General features: G+C 70.1%; 12 protein-coding genes and 1 pseudogene. 6 read left to right on the forward strand and 7 right to left on the reverse strand.

The genetic code is table 11. The features are described 5' to 3' along the window. Positions 1-10: 10 nt before the first annotated feature. The 4 genes and pseudogenes from INTCA_RS19370 to INTCA_RS18485 all read left to right on the forward strand — a co-directional run. A pseudogene (locus tag INTCA_RS19370) lies at positions 11-157 on the forward strand (dihydrofolate reductase family protein); the annotation flags it as partial. A 337-nt stretch (positions 158-494) separates the two neighbouring features. Continuing rightward, positions 495-2,126 carry an AMP-binding protein gene (locus INTCA_RS01820; protein ID WP_013491225.1) on the forward strand — a complete coding sequence of 544 codons (1,632 nt, stop codon included), beginning with the start codon at positions 495-497 and terminating at the stop codon, positions 2,124-2,126. 131 nt (positions 2,127-2,257) lie between these two features. After that, positions 2,258-3,301 (forward strand): DUF2157 domain-containing protein, encoded by a 1,044-nt coding sequence (locus INTCA_RS01825; RefSeq protein ID WP_013491226.1) that lies wholly within the window; start codon positions 2,258-2,260, stop codon positions 3,299-3,301. Between the two features lie 167 nt (positions 3,302-3,468). Next, a complete protein-coding gene (locus INTCA_RS18485) occupies positions 3,469-5,406 on the forward strand; it encodes a sunset domain-containing protein (RefSeq protein ID WP_013491227.1) in 1,938 nt (645 codons plus the stop codon). Positions 5,407-5,577: 171 nt separating this feature from the next. Here INTCA_RS18485 and INTCA_RS01835 read toward each other — a convergent pair whose 3' ends face one another. The 7 genes from INTCA_RS01835 to INTCA_RS01865 all read right to left on the reverse strand — a co-directional run bounded on the left by INTCA_RS01835 (position 5,578) and on the right by INTCA_RS01865 (position 13,816). Beyond that, entirely contained in the window at positions 5,578-6,828 is a 1,251-nt protein-coding gene (locus INTCA_RS01835) for a phenylacetate--CoA ligase family protein (protein ID WP_013491228.1), read from the reverse strand. A gap of 11 nt (positions 6,829-6,839) precedes the next feature. Beyond that, entirely contained in the window at positions 6,840-7,694 is an 855-nt protein-coding gene (locus tag INTCA_RS01840; RefSeq protein ID WP_013491229.1) for an ABC transporter ATP-binding protein, read from the reverse strand. Beyond that, on the reverse strand, positions 7,691-8,908 hold the full coding sequence (locus INTCA_RS01845) for an ABC transporter substrate-binding protein (protein ID WP_013491230.1): 1,218 nt from the start codon (positions 8,906-8,908) through the stop codon (positions 7,691-7,693). The genes INTCA_RS01840 and INTCA_RS01845 overlap by 4 nt, the downstream gene beginning before the upstream one ends. A gap of 92 nt (positions 8,909-9,000) precedes the next feature. Beyond that, the gene (locus tag INTCA_RS01850; RefSeq protein WP_013491231.1) at positions 9,001-10,059 is read right to left on the reverse strand and encodes a branched-chain amino acid ABC transporter permease; all 1,059 of its coding nucleotides are present in this window, start codon (positions 10,057-10,059) and stop codon (positions 9,001-9,003) included. Between the two features lie 3 nt (positions 10,060-10,062). After that, a complete protein-coding gene (locus tag INTCA_RS01855; RefSeq protein ID WP_013491232.1) occupies positions 10,063-10,935 on the reverse strand; it encodes a branched-chain amino acid ABC transporter permease in 873 nt (290 codons plus the stop codon). Next, on the reverse strand, positions 10,932-12,968 hold the full coding sequence (locus INTCA_RS01860; RefSeq protein ID WP_013491233.1) for an AMP-binding protein: 2,037 nt from the start codon (positions 12,966-12,968) through the stop codon (positions 10,932-10,934). Before INTCA_RS01860 ends, INTCA_RS01855 begins: the two co-directional genes overlap by 4 nt. After that, complete coding sequence (locus INTCA_RS01865; RefSeq protein WP_013491234.1) at positions 12,968-13,816, reverse strand: ABC transporter ATP-binding protein; 849 nt, start codon at positions 13,814-13,816, stop codon at positions 12,968-12,970. The genes INTCA_RS01860 and INTCA_RS01865 overlap by 1 nt, the downstream gene beginning before the upstream one ends. Before the next feature lie 161 nt (positions 13,817-13,977). On the opposite strand from INTCA_RS01865, the gene INTCA_RS01870 reads away from it, so the two are divergent. Then, positions 13,978-14,736, forward strand: coding sequence for an IclR family transcriptional regulator (locus INTCA_RS01870; RefSeq protein ID WP_013491235.1), 759 nt, complete (start codon positions 13,978-13,980; stop codon positions 14,734-14,736). Continuing rightward, entirely contained in the window at positions 14,729-16,627 is a 1,899-nt protein-coding gene (locus INTCA_RS01875) for an AMP-binding protein (RefSeq protein WP_013491236.1), read from the forward strand. The genes INTCA_RS01870 and INTCA_RS01875 overlap by 8 nt, the downstream gene beginning before the upstream one ends. The last annotated feature ends 73 nt before the right edge of the window (positions 16,628-16,700 follow it).

Consider the following 16,700-nt stretch of genomic DNA (forward strand, 5'->3'; position numbering starts at 1 on the left):
GGGGACCACGCTGCCAGAGCTGCTCGTCGACTTCATCACCTCGCTCGACGGTTGCGGGTCGGCCGATGGGTGGCCCGGCTGGTGGGGGCTGGAAGGGCCGGAGTACCTCGCCTGGCTGCAGCAGCAGCCGGGCGACTCCACGGAGCTCCTGTCCGGACCGCCCGCCACCACCAACCCGAACGCGTCCGCGTAGGGCGCGAAGGAGCGCGGCCAGGCTCCTGCTGGTCATCGGTCTCGTGAGCCGCCCCCTCCACCCACGGCCCTCCACGACACGCGTGCGGAGGGGGAGGCCGACCAAGGAGGCGCTCGTCCCAGCTCGGGGGGTACTGGGACGAGCGCTCTGCCTTGAAGACGGACGAGGCGCTGGATCGTGACACGGTTTCTGTGACCTTTCTCGAAGATCTCTCCAGACTCCCCGTTCGCCGTTGTGCAACGGCACCCTGTGTGGTGAAGTCGGGCTGGACCCGTCCGCCGTCGCACGATCCGGAGAGACCATGACCGACGTCCTCGACCCGACGCTGTCGCACACCCGCGGGGAGACCGACATCCCGCTGCTCGAGCAGACGATCGGGGACAACCTCGACGCCACTGCGGCCCGCTTCCCCGACCGCGAGGCCCTCGTCGACGTCAGCCAGGGCAGACGCTGGACGTATGCCGCTCTGCTGGCTGACGTGGACCGGCTCGCTCGCGCTCTCCTGGCCATCGGGGTCAAGACGGGTGACCGGGTCGGCATCTGGGCGCCCAACTGCTCGGAGTGGACCCTCGTCCAGTACGCGACCGCGAAGATGGGCGCGATCCTCGTCAACATCAACCCCGCCTACCGGGCCCACGAGCTGCACTACGTCCTCGGCCAGGCCGGGATCTCCACCCTCGTCGCGGCCGAGTCGTTCAAGTCGAGCAACTACCGCGAGATGATCGACGAGGTGCGACACGACGTGGCCTCCCTCGAACGGGTCATCTACATCGGCACGGACGACTGGGACTCCACCCTCGCGGAAGCCGACCGGGTGAGTGCGACCGAGCTCAGCGGCATACAGGCTGCGCTGAAGCCCAGCGACCCGATCAACATCCAGTACACGTCCGGCACGACCGGGTTCCCCAAGGGCGCCACCCTGAGCCACCGCAACATCCTCAACAACGGCTTCTTCGTCGGCGAGCTGTGCCGCTACACCGAGGCCGACCGGGTCTGCATCCCGGTGCCCTTCTACCACTGCTTCGGCATGGTCATGGGCAACCTCGCCTGCACGACGCACGGCGCCTGCATGGTCATCCCGGCGCCCGGCTTCGACCCCACGGCCACGCTGAAGGCGGTCCAGGACGAGCAGTGCACGAGCCTCTACGGCGTCCCGACGATGTTCATCGCCGAGTGGAGCCTGCCGAGCTTCGCCGACTACGACATCTCGTCCGTGCGCACCGGCATCATGGCCGGGTCGCCCTGTCCCGCCCCGCTGATGAAGCAGCTCATCGCCTCGGGAATCGAGGAGATGACGATCTGCTACGGCATGACCGAGACGTCACCGGTCTCCACCCAGAACCGCACCGACGACACCTTCGAGCAGAAGACCGGCACCGTCGGCCGGGTCCACCCGCACCTCGAGATCAAGATCGTCGACCCGGGCACCGGGGAGACCGTGAGACGCGGGCAGGCCGGGGAGTTCCTGACCAAGGGCTACTCGGTGATGCTCGGCTACTGGGAGCAGCCCGACAAGACGGCCGAGGCGATCGAGGACGGCTGGATGCACACCGGCGACCTCGGTGTCATGCACGACGACGGCTACGTGGAGATCACCGGCCGGATCAAGGACATGGTCATCCGCGGCGGCGAGAACGTGTACCCCCGCGAGATCGAGGAGTTCCTCTACACGCACCCCGACATCCTCGACGCACAGGTCATCGGCGTTCCCGACTCCAAGTACGGCGAAGAGCTCTGTGCCTGGGTCCGGATGAGGGAGGGCGCCGAGCCGCTGACGGCGGAGGCGTTGCGGGAGTTCTGCACCGGGCAGCTCGCGCACTACAAGATCCCCCGCTACGTCGAGGTGGTGGACGAGTTCCCGATGACGGTCACCGGCAAGATCCGCAAGGTCGAGATGCGCGAGCTGACCGCCAAACGGCTCGGGCTCGTCTGAGCCGCGGGAGTCGGGCGACGACCTGAGTAGCGAAGCTCAGGTGGACTGCTCGCCACCAGCAGTACGGTGCGAGACAACGCCGCTCCTGGCGTCGGACGAGCGGGTAGGACCCGCAGCGGAGGAGGCCTTCGATGGCCGTCGGACTCGAGATCGTACTGACCCGCGGAGTCGCCGAGGGGGTCATCACGGGGGAGCAGGCAGAGCGGCTGCGACACCTCGGCGAGGACGGGACGGGGCCCGTCCCCGGTGAAGGGGCCTGGCAGTCGCCCACCAGGCGGGGCCCTTCGCTCGTCACGGAAGCGCTCGGCTACCTCGGCGGCATCATCCTGCTCGTCGGCGCGATCCTCATCGGCTCCCAGTACTGGCCCGACGTCGACCCGCTCGTGCGTCTGGGCGTCGTGGTCCTCGTGGCAGTGGCCTTCGTCGTCGCCGGCGGCCTCGTGCCACGGGGACTCGACGCAGTCGGGACTCGGTTGCGCTCCGTCCTCTGGGCCCTCAGTGTGGCCGCCGGGACGGGCGCGGCCGCGATCCTCTTCTATGACGTCGTCGACCTCGACGACGACCACGTCCCCGTACTGATGTTCCTGCTCGCCACGGTCTACGCGCTCGCGCTCTGGACCTGGCGTCCCACCGGGCTGCAGCTGGCCGTGGCCGCCGCCGGTACCGCCGTGACGGCCGGCCTGCTGGTCATGCTTCTCGTCGAGTCGTTCGATGCAGCGATCGCGGGCGTGCTGGTGGTGGGTGTCGTCTGGCTCGCGTTGGGCTGGGCCGCGGTGATCAGACCGCCGCGCGCTGCACTGGTCGTCGGGGCGGGCATCGTGTTCTTGGGCAGCCAGATGTACGTCGTCGGCGGGTCAGGTCCGATCTGGGCCGTGCTGGCCTCAGCCGGACTGGTCGGCGTCGCCCTCTACCACCGCGACCTGATCATCCTCGGGATCGGCTCGCTCGGACTGCTGTTCGCCCTGCCGAACCTCATCTACGAATGGTTCCCCAGCGTGGTGGCGGCGGCCGTGAGTCTGCTCGTCGTCGGTGGCCTGCTCGTCGTCGCGGCCCTCTACACAGCCCGGCGCGGCCGGCAGCATCCCGGAGACGGTCCCGCAAAAGGCCCGGCAAACGGCGCCGCTGGCGGGCCAGCGAACGGCCCTGCCACCACGCCCGCCGGTCAGGAACGCTGAGCCGAGGTGGGTGGGTGCAGCGATCGGGGGCGCGACCCGATCGCTGCACGCAGGTCTGGAGCCGACTCTCGCCCAAAGAGCGAGGGTCGGCTCCTGCGCCGGCGCTCCTCTGCGCAGTAGGTTCTCCGGAGGAGGCTCGACTCAAACCGTCACCTGAAGGGGTTGGCATGCCGGACAACATGCAGACGATCCTGTGGATCGTCCTTGCGCTGGTCGTCGTTGCACTGGTCATCTGGTTGCTGGTCTCGTCATCGAGACGCCGAAAGCTCGAAGCACGGCAACGCGCCGATGCGGCCGCGCTGCGGGCCCGAGCGGAGGAGCAACGGTCCCGGGTCCAGGTCGTGGAGGATCGCGCCTCCGTGGTCGGCGCGATCGCGGATGACGCCCGGGCCGAGGCCGAGGCGAAGGCCGCGGAGGCGGCGCGCCTCGAGCGCCAGGCCGAGCACGAGCGCGCGGCGGCGGAGGCGGCCCGACACGAGCGCGAGACATTGGTGCGAGAGGCCGACCGCCTCGATCCCGACGTGCGCACGGATGACGAGGGCTACCGGGTGGACCGGTCCGGCCATCGGCTGGAGGGCGACGGGCAGCGGGCGGAGGAGCGGGGGGCCTTCGGCCGGCCCGGCGGCGCACCCGGGTCGGTGGCTGCGGGCGTGGCGCTGGGGTCCGCCGGAGCAGCAGCGGCCCCCACCGACCGTCCTGGCGGTCCCCGGCCCTTCACCGAGGAGGAGGACGAGCCCGATCTCGCGGACGCAGAGAACCCCTTTGCGGGACGAGATGACTCGGAGTCCCGAGCCGAGCACGTGGCAGACGCCGCGGTCCAGCTGGCGGCAGACGAACGTGCGCCGGAGACGGCGGATCCTGACTGGGTCAACAGCCCCGTCGAGGACATCGACGACGACGAGCTGGCCGCCTCGGCCGCGGAGGAGACCGCAGCTGAGGACTGGATCAACGGCCCCGAGCAGACATCCGGCGGCGCCCCGCCCTACACGTCGGAGGGCGCGCCGGCCGTCGAGGTCGACGAAGCCGGGGCTGTTGCGCCAGGTGCTGCCGCGGGTACCGGTCCTGCGAGCACGACCGACGCGCGAGAGGACGAGGCGATGACGAACGAGGACGCCGACTGGGTCAACGGTCCGGTCGAGGACGTGGACCAGGAGGAGATCGATGCCTCCGCGGCGGCAGAGACGGACGCCGCAGACTGGATCAACGGACCGTCGGACGACGAGGCGGTGACGTCGCACGGCGGGTCACCCCAGGATGCCGGGTCGGCTGCGTTCGAGGAGCAGCTGGCGGCTGATCCGATGACGGTCGACCACGTGGACGTGCCGGCGCTGGACGACCGGGACGACGTGGTCGTGGGCGGCGGGACCCCGAGCGACGACCCCGGTGACCACCGGGGACAGCCGTGGTCGACGGATCTCACCACGCCGGGCGGCGCGGGCTCGACCTCGGCCGCGACGAGCGGGGCGGCCCAGGAGCCGGCGGCCCCCGCGGGCCATGGTGAGGAGCAGGAGCAGGCATCTCGGGCCGAGGTCCGATGGAACGACGAGCAGGAGCCGGACGCCGCGGGGGAGGACGGCGCCGAGGCGCACGCAGCCCGGAACCCAGGACCCATCGAGCACTCCGGCGATGCTCCCCTTCTGGACGACGCCGCGGGGACCGACGAGGGCGACGAGGCAACTTCCGAGTCGTCCGAGTCGTCCGAGTCGGAGTTGGAGGCGGAGGCGGAGGCGGTGGCGGAGCGGTCCCAGCCGCCGTTCGGACGTGATGAGCGCCTCGACGTCGAGCCGGCCGCCGAGCCTGCCGGCTCCGAGGTGCCGCCCCTCGACGACTCCGGGTTGCTTGACCAGGACGAGACGCCCGCGGCCCCGCCGCAGGAGCGCCGGATCTCGAACTTCGACGAGGTGCGGGACGGTGGCTTCGGGATCGGCTCGGCCGCACCGCTCGACGACCGTGCGCAGCCCCTCGGCCATGCGGTCAAGGGCTACCGTGACTCCAACACCTTCCTCGCTCCCGGCGCGTCCGGTTATGAGGACCGCGAGCCCGACGTGTGGTTCTTCAACGAGGAGGCCGCGCGCCGAGCCGGCTTCAACCCCACCAGCGAGTAACCCAACGATCGAAAGAGCAGTTCGCGACGATCGAAAGAGCAGTTCGCGACGCGTCCCAGCGGAGGGCTGAGGCCGCCGGAACCTCCTTCACGGCTGAGTGTCGCGAACTGCTCTTTCGATCTGGTGTCGCGAACTGCTCTTTCGATCTGGTGTCGCGAACTGCTCTTTCGATCAATCCCAGGTGCGGGCGTCGACGATGCGGCCGAAGTCGCCTTCGGGCAGCGCCTCGACCCGCCGGACGTTGGCCGCGAAGCGCAGCCCCGACCGCACCGACGACCGGACCTGCTCGAGGACCCGCTCGGCGTCCCCGCCTGACTCACCAGCGTTGACTGGGTCGTCGAGGACGACCTCGCAGGCCAGCTCGTCCTTGTGGTTGACCCGGTCGATGACGAAGCGCCACGCCGCGACGCCACCCACTCCGCTCATCACGGAGGCGGCCTGCCTCGGGTGAAGGAACATCCCCTTGACCTTGACCGCCTCACCGACTCGACCGAGCACCCCGGCCAGCCGCGCCGAGCCATCGGCCCCTGTCATCCACGCGGAAAGGTCACCGGTGCCGAAGCGGATGAGCGGGTAGTCGAGCCGCTGGAGGGTGACGACGACCTGGCCCTCGCCGTCTGAGACCGGAGCCCCGGTGGCGAGATCGCACACCTCGACGTGCAGGCCCGGCCCCGGCAGCAGGCCACTGCCCGGTGCGGTCTCGTATCCGATCAGCCCGACCTCGGCGGTCCCGTAGGACATCAGCACCGTGGGCACCCGTTCCTGGAGCAGCGCTCGCAGCGAGTCCGGAAGCGGCTCCGCCGTGACGAGCGCCTTCCGGAGGCGCCACCGGTCGACGGGCAGGCCGAGCTCGTCGAACCGGTCGATCAGCGCCTTGAGATAGCTGGGCAAGCCGACATAGGCCGTGACACCAAGGTCGGCGATGGCCCTGGCCTGCAGGTCCTGGTTGCCGATGCCACCGGGCACCACCACGGCCCCAACCGCACGGCAGCCCTCCTCGAACATCGCGCCCGCGGGGGACAGGTGGTAGCCGAAACAGTTGAGGACGACATCGCCGGAACCGATCCCGGCGGCAGCCAGGGCCGACGCCCACCGCCACGGGTCGGTCTCGTCGAGCTCGGGCTCGTAGATCGGCCCCGGTGACTGGAAGATCCGCCGCACGCCAGCACCGGGAGCGAGCAGACCACCGAACGGCGGGTCTGCCTGCTGCTGGGCGAGGACGTCGTCCTTGGTGAGGATCGGCAGGGCGGTGAGGTCGCCCGCGGCCAGGTCGTCGACCGTCAGACCTGCCTGCAGGACGCGCTCGGCGAAGGCCGGCACGACAGACGCAGCCCGGCGCACGACGTCGCCGACAGCGGGAGCCAGCTCAGCGGCATACGCCTCGACTGCCTCGGTGAGCGTGTGGGAACCATCGACCGACACGGGAGCCCCTCTCAGAGCCAGCGCTTGCGGCGCTTGTAGTGCTTGACGTCGCGGAAGCTCTTCCGCCCGCCGGACTCGCCGAGGCCGAGGTAGAACTCCTTGACGTCCGGGTTCTCCTGCAGCTCCTGGGCGGTGCCCTCGAGGACGATCCGGCCCTGCTCCATGATGTAGCCGTGGTCGGCGACCTCGAGGGCGCGCCGGGCGTTCTGCTCGATGACGAGGACGGTCAGGCCCATCTCCTCGTTGACCCGCTTGATGAAGGCGAAGATCTCCTTGACGAGCAGGGGGGCGAGGCCGAGCGACGGCTCGTCGAGCATGAGCAGCTTGGGCTTGGCCATCAGGGCGCGACCGATGGCGAGCATCTGCTGCTCACCGCCGGAGAGATAGCCCGCGACCCGGGCCCGCATGTCGCTGAGCTTCGGCAGGAGCGCATACACCTCGGCGAGGTCGCTCTGGATGTCGATGCGCCCGCGGAAGTAGGCGCCGGAGATGAGGTTCTCCTCGACCGTGAGGTGCTCGAAGATGTGCCTGCCCTCCATGCAGAGGGAGAGGCCCAGGCGGACCCGCTCGGCGGCGTCGAGGTGGGTGACGTTCTTGCCGCCGAAGAGGATCGACCCGTCGGTGACCTCGCCGTGCTCGGTCGGGAGCAGCCCGGAGATCGCCTTGAGGGTCGTCGACTTGCCGGCGCCGTTCGAGCCGAGCAGCGCGACGATCTTGCCCTCGGGCACCGCGAGCGAGAGCCCGCGGAGCACGAGGATGACGTCGTCGTAGATGACCTCGACGTTGTTGATGGTGAGCAGGTCGGTGGTGGCCGGCCCGGGCGCTACCGCGCCGGCCACCGTCCCGCTCACAGGGGTCGAGGTCATGACTCCGGCGTCTGGTTCGCTGCGAGCTCGACCATCTGGCCCGCCTTGACCTCGTAGATGCCGGTGCCGGTGGACCCGCGGTGCGAGTCCGCCGTGAAGGAGACCGTGCCGGCTCCGACGACGCCGCCGGTGTCGACCGAGACGGACTCGAGGGCCTTCTTGATCGACTCGCCGGTCAGCTCGCCACCAGCGTCGAGGGCCTTCTCGATGCCCTTGGCCATGACGTCCATCGTGTACCAGCCCTGCGCGTAGTGCAGACCCTTGTCGGCGAGCGAGGAGCCCTTGCTCTTGAGGTAGTCGTCGATGACCTTGTGGCCGGGCTTCTCGGCGGTCGGCGGGGCGAACGGCTGGACCATGACGTGGCCCTCGGCGTTGTCCGCGCCGGCCGTCTTGATGAACAGCTCGTCAGAGCACCAGTTGAGGCAGACGATCTTCATGTCGAGGCCCTGGGCCTTGATGTCCTTGGCGACCTGGGCCGCCGGCGACGAGACGTTCTGGATGACGATGTACTTCGCGCCCTGGCTCTTCGCCTGGGTGAGCAGGCCGACCTGGTTGGGGGTCTTGGGCATCGGGTAGGCCTTGTAGCCAAGGTTGAGGCCCTTCTCGGTGACCCACTTCTGGCCGTCGGCGACCGGCGCGAGGCCGAACGGGCTGTCGTTGTGGAAGACCGCGACCTCGGCCTTGCCGCCGGCGTCCTTGGCGATCCAGTTGAGCGCGACGCGCATCTGGTCCGAGTAGGTCGGGGCGACGACGAAGTTGTAGGCGGACTGCTTCGGGTCGGTCAGCGGCTCCGCGTAGGAGGCCGACATGAACGGCAGCTTGTCGGCGGCGACCTTGGTGCGCAGGGCCTCGGAGTCACCGGTGCCCCAGCCCTGGATGGCGACGGCGCCGTCGTTGACGTACTTCTTGTAGAGCTCCTCGGCCCGGGGCACGAGGTAGGCGTAGTCGTTGGAGTCGGCGTCGATCTGGTGGCCCTTGATCCCGCCCTTGGCGTTGATCCAGTCGATGTAGCCGAGCATGCCGTCGTTGTACGGCGTGCCGACGTCGCCGGTGGCGCCGGTGCGGTCGGCGATGATGCCGATCTTGATCGGGGCGGTGTCGCCCGAGCCGCCGTCGCCGGGGCTGGTGTCGGTCGCTGCTCCGCCGCACGCGGACAGGGCGAGTGCAGCGGCTGCCGTCGTGGCGACCGCCGCTATGCGGGTGCTGAACTTCATTTCTTCTCCATTCATCGGTCGCCTGGTGGCGGGTGGGGGTCTGCCTGAGTGGTGCGGGGTGGGACGTGGGGCCTGGTGGGACGAGGGGCGCGCTAGTAGCGGAACGGCCAGAACCGGACGTAGTCCTTCATCCGGGTCCAGATCCGGTCGAGTCCTCGAGGTTCCACGAGGAGGAAGACGATGATCGCGATGCCGAAGACCGCGTTCCTGAGGGCCGGGAGCTGGTCCGACAGGGACGGCAGGCTCGAGCCGAGCACGTCCACGAGCTCCGTGAGCAGGGCCGGGAGCAGGCCCATGAAGATCGCGCCGTAGACGGCGCCGGCGATGCTGCCGAGGCCACCGACGATGATCATCGCGAGGTAGAGCACCGAGACGTCGAGGGTGAAGCGCTCCCAGGTGACGGTCTCGGTGTAGTGCGCGGTGAGGGCGCCGGCGAGGCCGACGAAGCCGCTCGAGACGGCGAAGGCCGTGACCTTCGCGCGGGTGATGTTGACACCGATGGCCTCGGCCGCGATGTCCTGGTCGCGCACGGCCATGAAGCTGCGGCCGAGCGTGGTCCGGAAGAGGTTGCGGGCGACGACCACGGCGAGGGTCGCGAGCGCGAGGAGGATCCAGTACCACTGGACCTCGAACATCTGTCGCTCGACCTGGAACCCGCCGACGTGCAGCCGCTCCACCTCGAGGTAGCCCTTGCCCTCCGTCAGCCACTCCCAGCGGCGTACGACGAACATGATGATCTCCTGAGACGCCAGGGTCGCGATCGCGAGGTAGAGGCCCTTGAGCCGCAGGGCCGGCAGGCCGAAGAACGCTCCGACGGCCGCGGTCATGAGGACCGCGATGGCGATGCTGATCGGCACCGGCACGCCCGCCCGGTCGGAGATGATGACGGAGGTGAAGGCTCCGACGGCGAGGAAGCCGCCCTGGCCGAGGGAGATCTGCCCGGTGAAGCCGACGAGGATGTTGAGGCCGACGGCGCCGATGACCGAGATGAGGATGACGTTGGCGATGCCGAGCCAGTACTTGTCGAGGACGTAGGGGGCGGCGAGGAGCAGCACGAGCATGAGCGCGAGCCGGAAGTACTCCGCCTTCGTGTGTCGCAGCCGCAGCTCGGACCGGTAGGTCCGGTGGTGGATGCCGGTGGCAGTCGCCATGGGTCAGACCCTCTCGATCCGTGTCTCGCCGAAGATGCCGTAGGGCCGAACGACGAGGATGGCCACCAGCACGATGTAGGGGATCACCTCGGCGAGGCCGGGATCGGCGTACCCCGAGACGTACTGCTTGAGCATGCCGATCACCAGCCCGCCGACGACCGTGCCGGGCACGGAGTCGAGACCGCCGAGGATGACGACCGGGAAGACCATGAGGCCGAACGCGGCGATGCCCTGCTCGACCGCGGAGAGGTCCGCGAGGAGCACCCCGGCGATGAGAGCCGAGACGGCCGCGAGGACCCACGCCAGGCTGAAGATCCGCTTGACCGAGATGCCCATCGTCAGGGCGGCCTGCTGGTCGTCGGCCACGGCCCGCATGGCGACGCCGTGCCGGGACCGTTGGAAGAACGCCGAGAAGGCGAACAGCACGATGACGGCGATGCCGATGACGATGAGCCGGTTGACGGGGACCGTGGCGCCGGCGACCTGGATCGAGCCGGTGGGCAGGATCGGTGGCTGCTCGCGCACGGACGTGCCGTAGAAGATCTGGACGAGGGCCTTGAGCACCGACGACAGACCGATCGTGACCATGATGACGCTGATGGCGTGCTCGCCGATGAGCGGTCGCAGGATGAAGCGCTCGACGACGACGCCGAGGACGATCGCCACGAGGACGCCGAAGACAGCGGCGAAGATGAGCGGCAGTCGCATGACGACGAAGCCCGTGTAGAACATGTAGGCGCCGACGAGGAGGAACTCGCCCTGGGCGAAGTTGATGACGCGGGTCGCCTTGTAGATCAGCACGAACCCGAGCGCCGCGAGGGCGAGCAGCGCGCCGTCGGACAGGCCGTAGATGGTGAGCGAGATGAAGGTGTTCATCGGCGGCCACTCCAGACGGGTCGGCGCCCCCGGCCTTCGGGAGCGCGGAAGGTGGACATGTCGACGATCTTGAGCACGAGGTTGCGCTCCACCTGGCTGCCGTCCTGGTAGGTGACGAGGCTGCGGATGGTCACGTCGTCCGAGCCGCCGGCCAGGCCGTTGATGATGTCGGCGTAGCGCTCGGCGATGACGTTGCGCCGGACCTTGCGGGTGCGGGTGATCTCGTCGTCGTCCGGGTCGAACTGCTTGTGGAGCAGGACGAACCGCTTGATCCGGATGCTCTCGGGAAGGTCCTCGTTGGCGCGCAGCACCTCCTCGGCGATGAGGTCGCGGACCTCCTGCTTGCCGGCGAGGTCGGTGTACGTCGTGTAGCTGAGGCGCTCGTGCTCGGCCCACGACCCGGTCGTCATCGGGTCGATGGTGATCATCGCCGTCATGCCGTGGTCCGTCGGGAAGGTGACGGCCTCCTCGACGTAGGGCGAGAACTTGAGCTTGTTCTCGATGAAGGCGCTGGAGAAGCGGGTGCCGTCGCTGGTCGTCAGGACGTCCTTCGCGCGGTCGATGACGACGAGATGGCCCTGCTCGTCCAGGAACCCGGCGTCCCCGGTGTGGAGCCAGCCGTCCGCGTCGACGGCCTCGGCCGTGGCCTCGGGGTTGCGGTGGTAGCCGCGGAAGACCGACGCCGATCGGAGGAGGATCTCGCCCTCGTCGGTGATCCGGATCTCGGTGCCCGGGATCGGCGTGCCCACGGACGCGAAGGCGATGTCGTCGTCGCGGTGGACGACGGCGATGCCGCAGATCTCGGTCTGCCCGTAGATCTGCTTGAGGTTGACGCCGATCGCGTGGAAGAAACGGAAGACGTCGGGTCCGAGCGGGGCGCCGCCGGTGTAGGCGTGGTCGATGCGGGCGAGGCCCAGCTGGTCGCGGACCGGCCGGAGGGCGACCTGGTCGGCGAGCCAGTAGAGCGGGTCGATGGCCTTGGCCTTGCCGTGGATCCGCTGCTCGGCGACCCGGTCGCCGATCGCATAGCCCCAGCCGAAGACCTTGCGCTTGAGCCAGCCGGCCTCGTCGATGCGCACCTGGACCTCGGAGAGCATCGACTCCCAGATCCGCGGCGGCGAGAACATCACGTTGGGACCGATCTCGCGCAGGTCGGTCTTCTGGGTCGCGCTGTCCTCGGGGAAGGAGAGGGTGAGCCCACGGGAGAGGCCGCACGCGACGGCCAGCATCTGCTCGCCGATCCACGCGAAGGGCAGGAAGGACACGTAGCGGTCCCGGGCGCCGATCGGGTCGATCGTCGTGAGGTGCTCGGCCATGGCGAGGAGGTTGGCGTGGGAGAGCTCGGCGAGCTTGGGTCGGGAGGTGGTGCCGGACGTCGTGCAGATGACGGCGACGTCCTCGGGTCGACCTGAGGCGATCTGCTCGTCGAGCCACCCCGGGTGCTCGTCGCCCCATTCGCGGCCCTGCGCCTCGACCGCGGTGAAGTCGGTGAGGAACTCGTCGGTGTAGGCCTCGAGCCCGTGCGGGTCGTAGTAGACGACGGTCTCCATCGGCAGGTCGGCGGCCTCGCTGCGCAGCCGGATCAGCTTGTCGACCTGCTCCTGGTCCTCTGCGATGACGACCCGCGCGCGGGAGTGCGTGAGGATGTGGTGCAGCTCCTCGCCGATGCTGGTGGGGTAGACCCCGACCACCGAGGCGCCCAGGCTCTGGGCCGCGAGCTCGGCGATGAGCCACTCTGGACGGTTGTCGCCGAGCACGGCGACGATCTGGCCGCGCTCCACGCCGAGGGCGGCGAGTCCGTGGGCGAAGTCGCGGACCCGCTTGTTGTACTGGGCCCAGGTCAGCGGCTGCCAGATACCGTAGCGCTTCTCCTGCAGGGCCGTGTCGTTCGGGCGCTGGGCGGCGAGCCCGGCGAGGAGGCGGGGGAAGGTGTCCCCGGAAGCAGTTCCGTATGCCGCTGGGCTCGCCCCGCGCGAGCCGCTGGGTTCGCTGGGAGCGAGGTCAGCGGCATACGGCGTCTTCTCGGTGCTCATCAGTGCTCCTCCGCCCCGAGGTAGGCCTCGACGACCTTGGGGTTGGCCTTGACCTCGTCCGGGGTGCCGTCGGCGATGAGCCGGCCGAAGTCGAGGACGCTGACCCGGTTGGAGATGTCCATGACGACGGCCATGTCGTGCTCGATGAGGATGACGGTGACGCCGGCGAGCTCGTGGACGTCGAGGATGTAGCGGGCCATGTCCTCCTTCTCCTCGGCGTTCATGCCGGCCATCGGCTCGTCGAGGAGGAGCAGTGCGGGCTGGAGGCACAGGGCCCGGCCGAGCTCGACGCGTTTCTGGATGCCGTAGGCGAGCGACCCCACTGACTTGTGCCGGAAGGGCTGGAGCGAGAGCAGGTCGATGACCTCCTCGACGAGCGCGCGGTGGGCGATCTCCTGGCGGCGCGCGGGCCCGAGCCAGACGAGGGAGGCGAGGACGCTCTTGCTCATGTGGATGTGCCGGCCGAGCATGAGGTTCTCGAGGACGGTGAGCCCGGAGAAGAGCTCGATGTTCTGGAAGGACCGGGCCACGCCGAGCCGGGCGATCTTGTAGGGCGGGAGCTTGGTCAGCTCGTGCGAGGTGCCCTCGACTCCGGTGTGGAGGACGATGCTCCCGTGCTGGGGGTGGTAGAGCCCGCTGACGCAGTTGAGCAGGCTCGACTTGCCCGCACCGTTGGGGCCGATGACGGCGTGGATGTGCCCCTGCGTGACGGTGAAGCCGACGTCGGCGAGGGCGTGGACGCCGCCGAACCGGAGGCCGATGTCCTTGACCTCGAGTGCGGGTTGGCCGGACGGGACGGCCGAGGAGTTCAGCGAGTGCTGGTACGCCCTGGTGAGACCGGTGGTCACGCGGGGTCCTCTCCTTCGTTGGCTGGGGACCCGCTGAGAATAGGTTTCCACTATCTGAAAGTGCAAGGGCTGCTTGTGAAATTGTTATCCACGCAGTTACAGTCTGATTCCGGATCCGGGTGCCGCCCGGGAGCGAGCCAGCACGAGGAAAGAGGACACGCGTGCCGCCTACGGAGGTCGGGGACCGCGACTCGAGGGGCAGCCTCGGCACGGTCCGCAACGCCGTAACCCTCCTCGAGCTCCTCGGCGAGGGACCGGCCTACCAGCAGCTGACCGACCTCGCGGACCGCTCCGGGATGTCGGTGCCGACGGTCCACCGGCTGCTGCGCTCCCTCGTCCTCGCCGACCTCGTCGAGCAGGACCCGAGGTCCTCGCGCTACAGCCTCGGGCCCGAGCTGGTCCGGCTGTCGCACCGCTACCTCGCCCGGCTGCCCATCCTCGGTGCGCTCGCTCCCTACCTCGCGCAGCTGCGCGATCTCGTCCGCGCGACGGTCGTCGTGCAGACCCTCGTGCGCTCGGCCGTCGTCACCATCGACCGGGTCGACGGGCCGGACGCCGGGCTCTACCGCGAGCCGCACAGTGTCCGCAACCCCTTGACGACCGCCACCGGACGGCTCCTCGGGGCCCGCGCCGGCGACGACGAGTGGAAGACGATGCTCGAGCTGTGCCCCGAGTCCGACCGAGCCCGCGCCGAGGCGTCGCGGGAGGCCTGGGCCTCGGCCCCCTGGCTCCTGGTCGAGGGGAACCCCCTCGGTCCGCCGGGCCACGTGGCCGTGCCCCTGCTCGGGGGACAGGGCACCGCCCTCGCCACGCTGGCCGCCACGGTCGCGCCGGGGACCTCTCGCGAGGACGTCGAGGCCGTCGCCGGGCACCTGGCGCGCGCCGGTGCTGCCGCCGTGAGGACCCTGGGTCATGCCTGACGCCGTCCTGAGGTGCGACGAGGCTGCCTGGCGGCGGGCCGCCGAGCTCGTCGGGTGGTCGACGCCGTTCCGCTCGGTGTGCGAGACGAGGGACGGTCGGCCGGTCTGGTTCCCGGGCGGCCGCCTCAACGCGTCGGTCACCTGTGTCGACCGCCACGCGGCAGTCGATCCCGACCGAGTCGCCATCAGCTGGGAGGGCGAGCCGGGGGACCGCAGGGTCATCACCTACGCAGAGCTGCTCGACGAGGTCTCGAGCCTCGCCAAGGGCCTGCGCTCGATCGGGGTCAGGTCCGGGGACGTCGTCGCTCTCCACCTCGGCCTCGTGCCCGAGGCGGCCGTCGCGATGCTCGCCTGCGCGCGGATCGGGGCCGTCCACGCCGTCCTGCCGGCCCCTCTTCCCGCGGAGGCCCTCGCCGACCGCCTCGAGAGCCTTGGCGCCTCCGTGCTCTTCACCCAGGACGGCGCCTGGCGGCACGGCACGGTGCTGCCGCTCAAGGTCCGGGCCGACGAGGCGCTCACCGCCGTCGCCGGCATCGAGCACACCATCGTGGTGCGGCGGACCGGCATGGACGTCGCCTGGTACGAAGGGGACCGGTGGTACCACGACCTCGTGGCGGCAGACCGGACCCGCGGGCGACGATCCGCCAGGGGCCACCGCGGTGCGGAAGCCGCGGTGGACCGATCCGCGCTGGACGCCCCTCGCGGTGTGGGCCGGGTCGGCGGCGAGGCCGTCGACCTGCCGAGCGACCACCCGATCTACCTGATCAGCCAGGCGCACCGGCGCGGCCGCCCGGTCGTCGTCACCCACGGCCTCGCCAACAGCCTCGTCACGGCAGCCGCGCTGCACGAGTGGGGCGTCGGTGAGGGACAGCGCCTGTGGAGCGCCGGCGACGTGTCCTGGCTCGCGGTCCAGACCCACGGCATCTACGGACCGCTTGCCCGGGGCGTCACCACCGTGCTCTACGAGGGCACCCTCGACGTGCCGACCCATGCTCGCGCGTGGGAGATCATGCGCCGCCACCGCGTGACGACCATGATGACCACCCCCTCGGTGCTGCGGACCATGCGTGGGTGGGCCCCCGCGCTCGCCGACACGAGCCGGGTCGAGTCGCTGCGCCGGGTCGTGCTCTACGCCGAGCCGTCCGACCCCGACCTGCGCAGCTGGGCCGCCTCCGACCTCGGCCACCACCCGATCACCGTCGCGGACGGATGGGGGCAGGTCGAGCTCGGCGGGATCTGCCACCTCAGCCGACCCCTGGACCCGGACCTGCTGCCGTCGGTCGCCCCTGAGATCATCGACGACACCGGCCGGCCGGTCCCGGAGGGCGAGGCCGGCGAGCTCGTGCTCACCGAGGCCTGGGCCGGCGCGATGCTCCCCGGCGCCGGGGACGTGGCAGCCGCGACCGACCACCACTGGACGACCCGCCCCGGGCTCTACACCACGGGCGACCGGGTCCGCAGGACGCCCGAGGGCAGCCTCGAGTTCCTCGGCCGCACCGACGAGGTGGTCTCGCTGTCCGGGCAGCTCGTCTCGATCAGTGAGGTGCGCCAGACGCTCCTAGACCATCCTTTCGTCCAGCGCGCCGACGTCATCGAGCGGCGTGACACGCAGGGCGGCCGATACCTCGCCGCCGCGGTGGTGCTCGACCCCGCCACGGCCGCCGCCCAGGACCTCTCGGCCGTCGCCCGGGACCTCAACGAGACGGTCCGCGACAACCTCGGTGGGGTGGCCCGGCCCCGGATGCTCGTCTTCGTCGACCGGTTCGGCGACGAGCTGCGCGGCGACGAGCGTCGGCGCGCGCTCGCCGGCCTGCCGCTGGGCGACACCCCGGAGCTCAAGCGCATCACCTGGGCCCAGGTCCTCGCCGCGGCCGACCTCAGCACCCCCTGAATCGAAAGAGCGGTTCGGCCCATGCGGATCGAAAGAGCGATTCGTGCGCCCGTCCGAGCATTCAATACGGGAC

The sequence above is a fragment of the Intrasporangium calvum DSM 43043 genome, from assembly GCF_000184685.1.
Taxonomy (GTDB): Bacteria; Actinomycetota; Actinomycetes; order Actinomycetales; family Dermatophilaceae; genus Intrasporangium; species Intrasporangium calvum.